Annotated in this window: 11 protein-coding genes; 3 read left to right on the top strand and 8 right to left on the bottom strand. The window is 44.2% G+C overall.

All coding sequences use genetic code 11. The annotated features are described in order from the left end of the window. The first annotated feature begins 30 nt into the window (after positions 1-30). Positions 31-2,007, top strand: a complete 1,977-nt coding sequence (locus DYU05_RS06755; protein WP_117382191.1) for a DUF3857 domain-containing protein — start codon at positions 31-33, stop codon at positions 2,005-2,007. Continuing rightward, entirely contained in the window at positions 2,007-3,920 is a 1,914-nt protein-coding gene (locus tag DYU05_RS06750; protein ID WP_117382190.1) for a DUF3857 domain-containing protein, read from the top strand. Before DYU05_RS06755 ends, DYU05_RS06750 begins: the two co-directional genes overlap by 1 nt. Here the strand turns inward: DYU05_RS06750 and DYU05_RS21415 are convergent. Next, positions 3,917-4,039: a hypothetical protein gene (locus tag DYU05_RS21415; protein WP_262511251.1), complete on the bottom strand. Its 123-nt coding sequence runs from the start codon at positions 4,037-4,039 to the stop codon at positions 3,917-3,919. The genes DYU05_RS06750 and DYU05_RS21415 overlap by 4 nt on opposite strands. 28 nt (positions 4,040-4,067) lie before the next feature. Between DYU05_RS21415 and DYU05_RS06745 the strand changes: the two genes are divergently transcribed. Next, a complete protein-coding gene (locus DYU05_RS06745) occupies positions 4,068-4,802 on the top strand; it encodes a TMEM175 family protein (protein WP_117382189.1) in 735 nt (244 codons plus the stop codon). 22 nt (positions 4,803-4,824) lie between these two features. On the opposite strand, the gene DYU05_RS06740 is transcribed toward DYU05_RS06745, so the two are convergent. The 7 genes from DYU05_RS06740 to DYU05_RS06710 all read right to left on the bottom strand — a co-directional run bounded on the left by DYU05_RS06740 (position 4,825) and on the right by DYU05_RS06710 (position 14,819). Beyond that, positions 4,825-5,442: a C40 family peptidase gene (locus DYU05_RS06740; protein ID WP_235853966.1), complete on the bottom strand. Its 618-nt coding sequence runs from the start codon at positions 5,440-5,442 to the stop codon at positions 4,825-4,827. Positions 5,443-5,520: 78 nt separating this feature from the next. After that, complete coding sequence (gene mutS / locus DYU05_RS06735) at positions 5,521-8,130, bottom strand: DNA mismatch repair protein MutS (protein WP_117382978.1); 2,610 nt, start codon at positions 8,128-8,130, stop codon at positions 5,521-5,523. Between the two features lie 104 nt (positions 8,131-8,234). Beyond that, a complete protein-coding gene (locus tag DYU05_RS06730) occupies positions 8,235-8,714 on the bottom strand; it encodes a nuclear transport factor 2 family protein (RefSeq protein WP_165852014.1) in 480 nt (159 codons plus the stop codon). Positions 8,715-8,788: 74 nt separating this feature from the next. Next, positions 8,789-9,709 (bottom strand): polysaccharide deacetylase family protein, encoded by a 921-nt coding sequence (locus DYU05_RS06725; protein ID WP_117382187.1) that lies wholly within the window; start codon positions 9,707-9,709, stop codon positions 8,789-8,791. An 81-nt stretch (positions 9,710-9,790) separates the two neighbouring features. Then, positions 9,791-10,948, bottom strand: coding sequence for a Gfo/Idh/MocA family protein (locus DYU05_RS06720; protein WP_117382186.1), 1,158 nt, complete (start codon positions 10,946-10,948; stop codon positions 9,791-9,793). A gap of 13 nt (positions 10,949-10,961) precedes the next feature. Further along, positions 10,962-13,244 carry a GH92 family glycosyl hydrolase gene (locus DYU05_RS06715; RefSeq protein ID WP_117382185.1) on the bottom strand — a complete coding sequence of 761 codons (2,283 nt, stop codon included), beginning with the start codon at positions 13,242-13,244 and terminating at the stop codon, positions 10,962-10,964. A 75-nt stretch (positions 13,245-13,319) separates the two neighbouring features. Next, positions 13,320-14,819 (bottom strand): RagB/SusD family nutrient uptake outer membrane protein, encoded by a 1,500-nt coding sequence (locus DYU05_RS06710; RefSeq protein WP_205771813.1) that lies wholly within the window; start codon positions 14,817-14,819, stop codon positions 13,320-13,322.

The following is a 14,819-nucleotide window of genomic DNA, read 5'->3' as shown; positions in this document are numbered from 1 at the left end:
TCATAGCACCTGATTAACTAAACCTGATATATGAATAAATTTTTACCCGGCTTGTTTATCTTACTGCTTGCCGGAGTCGGCGCATCCGCGCAAAACTTCCCTTACGGAACTTTCTCTCAAGAAGAACTTGCAGCAAAAAAATACGTTAAGGATACCTCTGCACATGCTTATGTTATAAGCGAATACGGCACGTCAAGAATTGATGTAACCAGCGACGATAACATCAAAGTAATACACGACTACCACGTTAAAATTAAGATACTAGATAGTAAAGCTTTTGATAAAGGTACCGTAGAAGTTAGTTATTATACCAAAGGAGATAACCCTGAGTCTGTTGAGGACATTGAAGGCGTAACAACTTACATAGACGAGAATGGATCGGCAAAGCAATCGGTACTTGACCGCTCACAGGTTTACAGGAGCAAAGAGAACGTTTATTACAGCAAAGCAAAATTTGCAATGCCCAATGTTAAGGCTGGCAGTATAATAGAGTACAAATACCGTTTGGTGTCGCCTTATATATACCAGTTTCCCTCATGGCAGTTTCAGGATGATATACCCAAAATGGTATCAACTTATGAGGTGCATATTCCGGCTTTCTGGAACTATAACGCCTCATTGCGTGGACGGCTTAAACTTACAACCAACACCGCAGAGGTAGAAAAAACCTGCTTTAGTACTCATGGTGCAAGTTGTGACTGTTCACATATCACTTACGGCATGGCAGATATCCCTGCTTTTATAGAAGAGGATTACATGACAGCGCCTAAAAACTTTGTTTCTGCCATCTATTATGAACTGTCAGATTATACTAACCCTTATACTAATCAAAAAGTAAAAGTAACAAAGGATTGGAAAGACATTGATTACAACCTGAAGAAGGCAGACTACTTTGGTGCACAGATTCGAAAAAAGGATCTGCTTAAAAAATATATTGATCCGGTAATTGAAGGCAAAGCCGACGATCTTGCCAAAGCAAAAGCAGTATATGCTTATATTCAAAAGAATATCAAATGGAATAACGTACGGGCTCGCGGGAGCGAGGACGGTATACGCAAGGCGCTGGAAAGCCACACGGGATCAGTAGGTGATATTAACCTCGCACTGGTTGCTGCACTTGGGTCGGCAGGGCTTAATGCTGAAGCAGTAATGCTGAGCACCCGTACTAACGGGCTTATTAATAAACTATATCCTGTAGAAGACGAGTTTGACTATGTGGTTGCCAAACTTAACATTGGCGATAAAAGCTATATGCTTGATGCGTCAGACCCGTTATTGTCTTTTGATATGCTTCCGTTGAAATGCCTGAACGACCAGGGCCGTGTAATGAGTTTGGACAAACCATCATACTGGGTAGACCTCACGGCAAGGCAGCCTAAAAGAAGCACCAGTTCCTATGAACTTACCCTGCAGAGCAATGGTAAAATGAAGGGCACCGTCACAAATTATTCTATCGGTTACGAAGCATACGAAAAACGAAAAGCAATACGCAAATTTAACACTACAGATGAGTATGTAGAAAACCTCGACGAAAGGCTTGCCAAGGTAAAAATATTAAACTCGCAGATATCCAATTTGGACAGCCTTGACCTGCCGGTAGTTGAAAAGTACGAAGTAGAAATAGACGCCTTTAATTCAGTAAATGGAGGGCGGCTGGCATTTAACCCCTTCTTTTTCGACAGGATAGCGGTGAATCCGTTTAAATTACAGGATAGGGCCTACCCTGTAGATTGGGGTATGCCATCTGATGAAAGATTTGTACTGAACATGACTTTGCCGACAGAATACGTGGTTGAAAGCGCTCCGCAGCCTAACGCCATAAGTTTGCCAAATTCCGGAGGAAAGTTTATGACAGATTTTAACAGCGACGGAAACAGGTTCACCTTCTCCAACGTGGTACAGTTTAGTAAATCGGTTTATGAGAGCGAGGAGTACCCTTATTTAAAAGAGTTTTATAACAAAATGATAGCTGCGGAAAAGGCGGAAATTGTGTTCAGGAAAAAGTGATGAGATCAGCTTATATATTGTTGTTTTTGCTTTTAAGTGCGGCGTTGGGTTACGCGCAGCCAAACTATGATGCATCTTTAATTAGTAAAGACCTGCTGCCTTACGCAAGCGCAGTTATTCGCAACCAGGAGGTAACCTTAGAGGTGAAAGACCTGGATAATACATTATACCACTTTAAACAAGCAATTACGGTACTTAATAAAAATGGCGACGATATTGCCCGTATTGTTATATGGCACAACAAAAGCAACCTGCTGCGTAATGTAAAAGGGGTCGTGTATAACGAGTTTGGTAAGCCGACAGCGAAGTTTGGTGAAAAGGACTTTAAGGATGAAAATGCAGCAAACGATTATTCACTTTTTGAGGATTCACGTGTGCAGTATTATACTCCGTCGGCAGGTGCATACCCGTACACTATCGAGTACGAATATGAAACTAAGTCTAAACAATCGCTCAATTTTGATGATTGGAAGCCAAACTATGAGGATGGCTTGGCTGTAGAAAGAGCAAGCTATACCTTTACCTGCAAGCCTGATTTTAAAATCAGGTATAAGGAGGTGAACATGCCAACAAGCGCAAGCATAGGCAGCACCAAAGAAGGGCTCAAAACATATACCTGGCAGCTTAATAACCTGAAAGCCATACGTACTGAGCCATACAGCCCTAATCCTGAACAATACCTCAGTTCGGTTAAAATAGCACCACAGAACTTCAAATATGAAGGTTTAGCAGGGTCATTCAGCAGTTGGGGTGAGCTGGGCAAATGGACGTATGATAAACTGCTGGCTAGCCGTCGTGTATTGCCAGTGGAAACTGTACAGCGAATTAAGGAGATTACCGCCAACATTACCGACCCAAAAGCTAAAGCGAAAAAGATATACGAGTTTATGCAAGGGAAAACCCGGTACATAAGTGTACAGGTTGGTATTGGCGGGTATCAGCCCTTCCTTGCTTCGGAGGTAGACCGCCTGAGTTATGGCGATTGTAAAGCGCTGGTGAATTATACACAGGCGCTGTTGAAAGCTGTTGACATAGAATCCTGGTATTGCGTGGTGCAGGCAGGTACGCGTAAAGTAAGCATGATGAATGATTTCCCAAGTATGGATCAGGGTAATCACGTTATTTTATGCCTCCCGTTTAAAAACGATACGACTTTTTTAGAATGTACCAGTCAAAAAATCCCATTCGGATTTTTAAGCGATTTTACTGATGACCGTACCGTTTTGGCCTGTACACCTGAGGGTGGTAAATTGCTGCATACGCCCAAATACACATCCGCAATAAACCTGCAAAAGCGAAAGGCAGAGTTTGATATAGCGCAGGACGGCAGTTTGAAAGGTGATATCAAAACTACCTTTAAAGGTACACAGTACGACAATGTTGAGGAGATGATTGGCGAACCGCCCAGCGAGCAGATTAAAATGCTGCAGAAGGAGTATACGGCCATCAGTAACCTTAATATCGGGAAATTTGACTTAAAGCAGGAAAAAGGAGCAGACCCGGTAACTACGGAAACTATTCAGGTGAACTCGCGTGAATATGCCAGCGCAGATGGCAGCAAGCTTTACTTTTATCTTAACCCGCTTAACAGGATGCAGCGCGCCCCCCGTGATGTACGTAACCGGAGTACTCAGGTATATATAAACCGGGGCTATACAGATGAAGACGAAATTGTTTACAATCTACCAGAAGGGTATAAAACAGATAAAAACCTGTTAGACATAGCTATAGAAAAACCTTTTGGCAAATTTACTGCAAAGACAACACTAAGCGGCAATAAGCTAATTTATAAGCGCCGTTTGGAGATAGTGGACGGATTGTACAATAAGGAGCTGTATCCTGAACTTGTGGAGTTTTATCAGCAAGTAGTAGACGCAGACAGCTATAATGTTGCGTTGGTGAAAACTGATTAACTGAATATGATGATGCCAAGTACAATACCCACAATCATGATAACGTAAAGTAATATCTCGGTACCTGCAAACCGCTTGTATTTTGTCCAGAAGGAGTATTCGTCTTTTGGCTTTTCCATTGACTGCAAAATTAAAATTTATAATACCATGAACGTTAATGAAGGTGAAGAAATTAAAAAAGAGTTCCAATTAGAGCGTGTGATACTCTTTAGTGATGCGGTTTTCGCTATCATTATAACAATAATGGTATTGGAAATGAAGATGCCCGAAGGTTTGCGGCACGCTAATGCTGAAAAAGTGAAAGAAGCTTTTATGGAGCTGCTACCAAAGTTTGGTGGTTACCTCATATCATTCCTTATTGTAGGTATTTTCTGGTCAAAGCACCTTAAAATATTCAGTTTCTTAAAAGATTATACCAACAAGCTTATTGCCCTTAATTTGCTATTTCTCTTTTCGATATCCTTATTCCCGTTTGCTGTATCGCTTATGACAGAAACGCTCGGGCCACATAGCTTGTACGGGCTGGTAGTGTACTTTGGCATTGTGATGTTTTGCTCTCTCACGCAAACCGTGCTTGTGCACTACCTGATTATTAACGCTGATGAGTTGTGCATTATGCCTGCTGATATTAAGAAAAACCTGCATTGGAAATCGCAGCGCTTTACTTACATCGCTGTTCCGGCTTTTTATGCCCTAATTATAGTAGCAATAGTGCTGGATTTAGATGTTAACATTATAACCACCATAAGCGGCGTTTGGGCTATTACACTTGCTGTGATACGGAAGCGGTACTACCCTGCTGCAAAAGCTGAAAACGGCCCCATACTAGCCAGGTTATTCCGCTCGAGAAGGCGCTTGAAAGAAGCTGTTGAACAGCAGTAGGGATTCTAGAAAATTACCGTGTTTAGTTGCCTGGTGCCGGCATTTCAGCAGGGTCGAAGATAGAGCCTGCCCGAGAGAAATATTGATACAAGCCATTATCGTGTAAGCGAACCACTACGACACCCCTGCGGGTGCTTGCGTGTACAATATAACCATTTTGCAGGTACACCCCCACATGGCTGAACTGTTTCCCATCAAAATCAAAAAAGACCAGATCGCCTTCTTTCAGTTCATCTTCATACTTTCTTTTTATGGTGTTGGCCTGCATAGCACAAGTTCGGGGCAAAGCCGTATCGTAAACCTGCAATTGCAATAGGGATACTAAACCCGAGCAGTCTACGCCGTCTTTTCCTAAACCCCCAAACCGGTAGGGGGTACCCATCCACTCGTCAATAAAATTGTATAACCGGCCGTTTTGTATGTCGTTGCGTTTAACGCCCATTATTGTGGCGTACTTGTCGGCAAGCTCTTTATCAGGCTTCACCATAACATATGGTCCACGCCTGGTAATTACTGCAGTACTTCCGGTGTTACCATAGTTGTCTGTACGCGCTGTGAGTTTACGTGGGTGACAAGAAGCTAAAGTGGCTGCGGCAACAATAAACAGTACAGCCTTAGTATACGTACGGAAGTTAAACATGCTATAAAGATATTTGTACACGGCAATATGTTACAACGGATGTTATAAACATTTTAACAAAGGCGGGACAAACGCTTATCAGCTTTTTATTACCCGTTGTATCTCATCCAGTTTCATTAGGGCTTCTACGGGCGTTAAAGTGTTTACGTCGAGGTTGTTTAGCGTATCGCGAATCTTCACTAGCACCGGATCATCAATCGAGAACATTTGCATCTGCACAGCTTGTTTTTGCACCTTACGGATACTCTCTTTGATGTGCTCGCCGCCGGTGCGCTCATGTTCCAGCTTTTTCAAAATCTCGTTAGCGCGACTAAGCACTTTTCCTGGCATACCCGCCAGTTTAGCTACGTGTATACCGAAGCTGTGCTCGCTGCCACCCGGGACTAATTTGCGCAGGAAGATGATCTGCTGTCCGACTTCCTTTACTGATACGTTGAAGTTTTTTATGCGGTTAAAGCTGTTACTCAGTTCATTCAACTCGTGATAATGCGTTGCAAATAAAGTTTTCGCCTTTGCTGATGGATGATTGTGCAGGTATTCGGCTATAGACCAGGCTATTGAGATTCCATCATAAGTGGAAGTGCCGCGCCCGATCTCGTCCAGTAATATTAAACTCCGGTCACTTAGGTTGTTGAGAATGCTGGCGGTTTCATTCATCTCCACCATAAAGGTCGATTCGCCTGAAGAAAGGTTATCAGATGCGCCTACGCGGGTGAAGATCTTGTCGATTAATCCTATAGAAGCAGCTTTGGCTGGAACAAAGCAACCCATCTGTGCCATTAGCACTATTAGGCCAGTTTGCCTGAGCAATGCCGACTTACCTGCCATATTTGGCCCGGTGATAATGATGATCTGCTGTGAGTCAGAATCAAGGAATACGTCGTTGGTAATGTAATCCTCGCCAGGAGGAAGGTTTTTTTCTATAACCGGATGCCGCCCGCCTTTAATGTCCAGCACGCGGCTTTCATTAACATCAGGCTTAACATAATAGTTCTTTAACGAAATGGTAGCGAAATTAAGCAACACATCCAGCCGGGCTACCAGTTGGGCATTCAGCTGTATCGGTTTAATGTATTCTGCAAGTGCGTATAGTAAATCGTTATACAGGCGGGTTTCCAATACTAATATCTTTTCTTCCGCACCCAGTATCTGCTCCTCGTACTCCTTTAGCTCTGGCGTAATATAACGTTCGGCATTTACCAGCGTTTGCTTACGAATCCAATCCGTTGGCACTTTATCCCTGTGGCTATGTGTTACCTCTAAATAATAGCCAAATACATTGTTAAAAGACACTTTTAGTGAAGGTATCCCGGTCACTTCTGCTTCACGTTTTTGTATTTCAAGCAGGTAACCTTTACCACCGAAAGCTATCTTACGGAGCCTGTCCAATTCTTCGTTAAGGCCATCGTTCATCACCGAGCCCTTTACCATCATTATCGGTGGTTCGGGATGAAGCTCACGCGCTATCTTCTCGCAAATGGTAGTGCACTGGTTTAGCTGCTCGGCAATAGCACGCAGCGGTTCGCTCTCGCTGTTCTCTGCAAGTTTTTTGATACTTGATATAGCCAGTAGCGCTTTCTTCAACTGGCAAACTTCGCGCGGATTGGCTTTTTGCAAGCCGATTTTTGATATAAGCCGTTCGAGGTCGCCTATCTGCCTTATCTGGTGTTGTAGCTCCTCGCGTAGTTCTTCCTTGCTTATCAGGTATTCTACCACACCCAAGCGGTCACGTATGGGTTTAATCTCCTTTAACGGCATTACTATCCATCGGCGCAGTAAACGTGCGCCCATAGGAGAGCAGGTTTGGTCGAGCACATCCACAAGAGTTAAGGCGTTCTCATTGGCCGAGCCAACCAGCTCCAGGTTACGTATGCTGAACCTGTCCAGCCATAAGTAGCGGTCTTCTTCTATGCGGCTAATGGCGCTGATGTGCTGAAGGTTCCTGTGCTCTGTTTCATTGAGGTAGTGCAGGGCAACCCCGGCTGCAACAATGCCGAGGTTCAGCTTATCAATACCAAAGCCTTTCAGGGATTTTACGCCGAAGTGCTTTAGCAGGGTTTCGTGGGCATAGTCGCCGCTGTATGGCCATTCATCAAGTGTGAATGTATAGTAACGATCGCCGTAAGTATCTTTAAAATCGTGCTGACGACTTTTGGGAAATATTATTTCGCTGGGAGAGTAGCTTTGCAGTAATTTATCAATGTAATTGCTGTTTCCCTGAGCGGTTAAGAATTCACCAGTGGAGATGTCAATTAATGCGATCCCAATACTGTTCTTTTCAAAATATAGAGATGCGAGGTAATTGTTGGTTTTTTGCTGAAGGATGTTGTCGCTAGTTGCTACGCCGGGTGTAACCAGTTCAGTAACTCCGCGCTTTACGATTCCTTTTACCGATTTAGGATCCTCCAACTGATCGCATATAGCCACCCGCTGACCAGCCCTTACTAACTTTGGCAGGTAGGTTTCAAGCGAGTGGTGCGGGAATCCTGCAAGCTCGATGTGTGTTGCCGCGCCATTTGCACGCCTGGTAAGCACAATGCCTAAAATACCGGATGCTTTAACCGCATCCTGTCCAAAGGTCTCATAAAAATCGCCCACACGAAAAAGCAGCAACGCACCCGGGTGCTTAGCCTTTATGGCATTGTACTGCTGCATTAAAGGCGTTTCTTTGGTTTCGCTTTTTGCCAAGGGTGCTCCGTTCAATTAATCTGCTAATTTAAGCCTATTGCAGCGTATAAACAGTATTGTGGAAAAGTAGGAATAATGTGGATTGCTAAATACCTACAGAACGGTTAATTGCCGTTGTGATAGGCCATGCCGTTAGCGTAGGTAGATTCCGCTGCTATTTTATTGAGGCTGTCTATACGAAAAATACTGCATTTGCGCAGATCATACCTTACACCGCCGTTGGCTTTGTCGTGCAAGCCAACTACATCATATTCCACCACCACCGTCGTGTCGGTATTTATTACTTTATCTACCAGGTATTTAGCATCGGGCGATACATAAAATTCTAAGTGGAATATCTGGTCGGCTCCTTCTGGTCCTGTAGCCATGCCTTTCCAATCACTTGAGGTAATGTTTGCTTTAGGGGCATACTGACTTACCAGGCTTTTAAGGTCATGATCATTAAGATATCTAAAGTGTTCCTGTATAAGTGTTTCCGATTGCATCTTTTTATCGGCAGCAGGCTTTTCAGGCCTTTGCTGCCCACATGAAGAGATCAGGCTGATTGCTACAGCAGTAACTGCTGGTAAACATTTTTTTAGCATTGCTAAAGATAGAAAATAGGCCATAAAAAAAGCAGGTCTCATAAAGCCCTGCTTTTATTTCTTCATTGGTGTGATTAGAAGCTGCTTCTTACCGCATTGCCAAATGTTTTGGTGCTCCAATATCCACTATCCAATATCCGGCGAACAGTCATTAACGGGTACTCCGGGTCGCGCTTATCGGCTAGCTGAAAGGCAATTTTAAAGCCTCTTTTTTCAATCTCAGGTAATACAGGTTTTTTCCAGATGCCAAACGGATAAGCAAAGTAGATTATCTTTTTTCCGGTGATCTCTTCAAGTTTCTTAGTTGGCTTGTCTATTTGTGTTACCCAATCGTCAACAGGGCGTTCGGTAACTTTGCCGTTCTTGCCAATTATTTTTAAAGTAGATGTGTGGGAAAGTTTATCTACTCGGTGGTGGTCCCACGTGTGGCTGCCAATAACATGGCCATCGTCAGACAGTTTCTTGATCATGTCTGCAGTCATGTAATGTGGGCGGCCAATTGATACTGTCATCACGAAGAAAACGCCTTTGAACCCGTATTTCTTCATCTCTGGTGCAGCTATAGTAAACTGGTCCAGGTCGGTATCATCAAAAGTCAGCATTATAGGCTTTTTAGGCAGCGCCGCGCCAGTAGTAAGATAATTGTACAACTGATCCGGCAATATAGTGTGATAGCCGCTGTCTGCCAGCATTTTTAAGTGTTCTTTAAAGGCCGCTATCTGCACAATGTAGTCCTTGGCGCCTTTGCTGTCGGTAGCTTTCCAGTCGCGTATCTGGTGGTAGCACACAACCGGCACCTGTTTGCGTGCCATCACGGCAGCTTTATCAACCGGACCTGTGGCAAGCTTGGTAGCAGGAGCATCCGGCTGTCCGGCAGTCGCGGCGGTTGATGAAGCGGTGTCTTTGGTAGCTCCGGCCTGGTTAGATGGTTTAGATTGACAGGAGATCATGCCGGCTACAAGCAGCGGCAAAAGTGCAGAAAGTTGTTTGTACATAAGTATGGGACGTTTTAACAAGATGCTAAAATTATAAATTGCAGGAGATATATTATTAACTGTTAATAAATAAGGCGTATGTTAAAGAACTATTCTTCTTCCTTCGGCCACAGACCTTTTAGCCGCATCAAGTATTTGCATTACCAGCATATTGTATTTTAACGATGACCGGTCATTAATGCCAAGCAGGCGGTTTTTTAAAACCAATTGCAAATAGGTCACCGGATTGTCTAGCGGTGCTTCCAGCGCATTCGTTACATTTATTGTGCTGGCAGTATCCCCTGTGCGGATAAGTGTGCTGCTGTTGTTAAACGCGTGCATGTAGCCGCTATCGCCAAAAACCTCTAGGTCTTTGATGGAAAAAGGCCAGTTCCATGATGCCTCTATAATGCCGGTAGCCGTAGGGTATTCTACAATGATGTTTACATCATCTTCAACCTTGGGGTATATCTGTAGTTTCATGTGACGGGCAACAGCTGTAACTGCTACTGGTTTTTGTCCCTCCATAAGCCAGGTCATCAAATCAGCGCCGTAGCACCCAAAGTCTATTAGTGCCCCACCTCCATTAAGTTCAGGGTCTGTAAGCCAGCTTACAAATTCCTTACTGCAACCTATCTCCTTTGGGCCCTGGTGGCCGTCGTGTACTATCATTTTCCGTATCCGGCCGATGCTGTCTTTCTGCGTAAGATTGTATACATGCTGGTAAGACTGGTACCAGGTAGTTTCGTAATTGGTAAGCAGCTTTATATAGTATTTAAGCGCAAGAAACTCCATCCGCTTTGCTTGCGCAAGGGTGGCGGCAAGTGGCTTTTCTACCATAACGCTTATCCCCAAAGGCGCGCATACTTCTACAACATCTATATGCTTTGCAACCGGGTTAAAGCCGAGTACAGCATCCGGCTTTTTGGTGACCGCCATTTTTTTAAGATCGTCAAAAAACAAGGAGTCTGGTATGTTATACCGCTCCTTGTATTTTGCGCGGAGTTGCTTATCGGCTTCTGCTATGCCTACAATTATTACTTTGCCCTGGTGGTAATCAGTAAGGATGTTGTTTACGTGATCGTGTGAAAGGCCCGCTATGCCCAGCCGTAATGTACTTATAGGCAAATTCACCGGCACAAAAGGTACTGCCGCAGGAATTGTCCCGGCTGGCTGTTTTGCAGCAGGAACTTCCTGCGCTAATATAGCCGACGCCGATAATGTAATAAGTAAGCTAAATAGAAACTCTTTTATATTCATGCTACAACCAGCGTTATTTCTCGGTCGATAACGAATAAGGTACGTCCTCTGTTTTGATGCCGCGTGTTTTGTTAGGCGATGCAGACATATCAAAGTTAAGCACTGCACCTTTTAGCAGGTTGGAATGGCTTAACCAATTATGCGTATATGGCTTCCCACCAATGGTAAGGGTTTTTACATATCGGTTAGCGTCGCTATTGGTTGGCGCGTTTATAACCAATTGCTTTCCGTTCTCCAGAGTTACGGTCATTTTCTTAAACAATGGTGTACCTAAAACGTACTGATCGCTCGCCGGTGTAACAGGGTAGAAGCCCATTGCCGAGAATACATACCATGCAGATGTTTGCCCGTTATCTTCGTCGCCGCAGTACCCGTCAGGTGTAGCTTTGTACAACTTATTCATCACGTCGCGGACGTGCAATTGAGTTTTCCACGGCTCTCCCGCGTAACCGTAAAGATAGGTCATGTGCTGTATGGGTTGGTTGCCGTGTGCGTATTGGCCCATGCCGGCAATCTGCATTTCGCGGATCTCATGAATTACTTCGCCGTAGTAGCTGTCGTCAAATACAGGTGGCATCGTCCAAACAGAATCTAGCTTTGTTACAAATTTCTGTTTACCGCCCATCAGGTCAATAAGCCCCTGCATATCCTGGAAAACGCTCCAGGTATAGTGCCAGCTGTTACCTTCGGTAAAGGCATCTCCCCATTTTACAGGGCTAAAGGGAGATTGAAAACTGCCGTCCTTGTTTTTGCCACGCATTAAACCTGTTGATGAATCGAACAGGTTCTTGTAGTTCATGGCGCGTTTCTTATATAAGTTGGTTTCTGACGCTGGCCTGCCTAAAGCTCTGCCTAATTGGTAGATCGCAAAGTCATCATAAGCGTATTCTAACGTGCGTGCGGCGTTCTCGTTTATTTTTACGTCGTACGGCACATAGCCCAGCGAATTATAGTATTCAACACCTTCACGTCCGGTAGCAGCTGGGCCTTTATTGTTAGCGCCATGTAGCAGTGCCTGATAAAGTGTGTTGATATCATATCCACGACCACCTTTAATGTAAGCATCAGCAACTACAGATGCAGAGTTGTTGCCTACCATCACTGCGCTATAGCCCGGGCTGCTCCATTCTGGCAGCCATCCGCCTTCTTTGTAATCGTTAACCAAGCCAGCCTGCATTTCTTTGTTAATTGATGGGTAAACGAGGTTGAGGAAAGGGTATAGTGCCCGGAAAGTATCCCAAAAACCGGTACCCGCAAATTTATACCCAGGCAATACCTCGCCGTTTTGCGCGCTGTAGTGCATAGGCTGGCCTTTGGCATTTATCTCGTACATTTTGTTCGGGAAGAACAGCATACGGTACAAACATGAATAAAAGGTACGTACCTGGTCTGTTGTTCCGCCTTCTACCTGTATGCGGCTTAGCGTTTTGTTCCATGTTGCTTTAGCTTTAGCACATGTTGCATCAAAGCTATCATTTGCCAACTCCCGGCTGAGGTTTAGTTCGGCTTGTTCCGGGCTGATGAAAGATGAAGCCACCCTGAGATGTACCTTTTCTCCTGTTTTGGTTTTAAAGCCTATCAGCGCGCTCACATGCTTTGCAGAAAGTTCGTTGCCAGTGTTAAGTGTACTATCGCTATAAACCTGGGAAAGGTTGATAGCCTTATCTACATATATAACAAAGTAGTTTTTAAAGTTTTTCAGCGGACCGCGGGCGTACTTGGTAGAGTAACCCACGATTTTGCGTTGCTCGGGTATAACTTTAATGTATGATCCACGATCGAAAGCATCAACAACAATGTAAGAACTGTCGGACTTTGGATAAGTGAACCTGAACTGCGCAGCACGTTCAGTAGAAGTTATCTCCGTGGTGATATCATGATCTGCCAGGTATACGCTATAGTAGTATGGTTTTGCTACCTCTGCTTTATGCGAAAACCAGCTTGCACGTCCATTTTGCGACACTTTCATTTTGCCCGTCAAAGGCATAATAGCAAACTGGCCATAATCATTCATCCATGGTGATGGCTGATGGGTTTGCTTAAAGCCGTTGATTTTGTAAGCGTCGTAGGTGTATTGCCAGCCGTCGCCCATTTTACCTGTTTGAGGTGTCCAGGTGTTCATGCCCCATGGCAGGGCTATAGCAGGGTAGGTGTTACCGTTGCTTAGGTCGTATTTAGATTGCGTTCCCATTAATGGGTTAATCCATTCTACGGGGTCAGTTACTTTGGTAACCTGCTGGGCAAATACATTAGCGGAAAACAAACATGTGGTCAGGAGGAGTGAAATTTTCTTCATAGAGATATTTTGGGGATATAGGCCGTAAATATAAAAGACCGGCAGGGATTGCCGGTCTTTTATATTGTAAAATTATTACCACCCTTGGTTTTGTTTCAATTTAGGGTTGGTGTTTATTTCTCGCTGTGGTATTGGCCAGAAATAGTACTGTTCTTTAAACGTTACTCCCTGCTCATTCGGCGTAGAGGTAGCGTCGGCAAAAGTACCGCCTGGTACAACGTATATTTTATGTGTACGCTGAATATCGAAGTACGATTTGTCCTCATAACATAGCTCAAGGTAACGTTGTCTCCAGACTTCCTCGCGGAATGCGGCCTGAGAAAGGTTTCCGATAGGAGCCAACTCAGCGCGTGCGCGGATAGCGTTCACCTGATCTCTGGCGGTTTGATTAGGTGCGCCTTCAGCTTCATTTTGTGCTTCTGCGTAAATCAACATTGCTTCGGGTAAACGGAATAGTGTCCAGTTTTCATCGCTTTTACCATTGCCTAACGCACTCTCTGCATGGAAGAATTTGTACAACGCAGGTTTCTCAAAAGTGATAATTGTTGATGGATCTTTGTCTTTTGGATAGCTGCTGAAAAAGAATTGACGTTCTTTTGCACGTTTATCGCCGGCAGGGTAGCTGGCAATAAACTGTGTAGTAGGTATCATTGCCCCAAGGTGATCACCATAGGCGCCAACTTGTAAGTTAAAGGGCAGTGTTAATTGTGGTATAGCATTTTCTTTCACGCCTACCAGGTAGTTAATCTGGAAGATCAATTCTCCCTGGTTTTTATGAGCGTTATCATGTAAAAATGCATAATCCGGGAAAAGCGTGTACTTTGTCAATACAGGTAATACCTCGGCAGCTGCCAAAGCATAGTTTTCTTTTTTCTGCAGCGGGTAACCAGCTGTAGTTAAATAAACGCTGCCGAGTAAGGTACGTACAGCTCCTAAAGACGCGCGGCCGCTTTGGTCTGTTTCTGGCAAGCCAGACTCTTTAGCAGCCTTTAGGTCGGCTATAATCAGATCATAAACTGATGCCATTGGCGAACGCTCAGGGTAAAGAGTTTCACTGGTGATGGTAACCGGTTCAGTAATCAATGGCACATCACCGTACAGGCGCACCAAGTGAAAGTAGAAAAATGCTCTAAGAAAGTAAATCTCGCCAAGCAGCTTTTTCTTATCCGCATCTGCCATTGCAATATCCGGTATCCGTTTTAGCGCAATGTTGGCGTTTGCAATAGCGGCATAACTGTTAGACCATACGGTTTGAAAACCGGGGTTTGTAGGGCTGGTAGTTTGGGTTATAACCTGTTTATTATTTACACTTTGCCCAAGCGTGGTAGTATGGCCTGCAAAAAGCTCTAAAGTGATGAAAGGGCTCTCGCCGTAGGCATCACCATTTTGAAACATATATAAATTAGAGTATATACCATTTACAAAAGTTTGCGCCTGCGATGCAGTTGTAAAGTAATTATTGGTGTTGAAATTGTCCCTTCGCTCTTCGTCCAGGTATTTTTTACAGCTACTGGCCGAAGCAGTAAGGATTAGCATTAATATACCAGCGCTATATTGTTTTAGGTTAAACTTCAT

Origin of the sequence: Mucilaginibacter terrenus (genome assembly GCF_003432065.1) — a bacterium.
GTDB lineage: Bacteria > Bacteroidota > Bacteroidia > Sphingobacteriales > Sphingobacteriaceae > Mucilaginibacter > Mucilaginibacter terrenus.
This window is presented reverse-complemented; position numbering and strand designations above follow the sequence as displayed.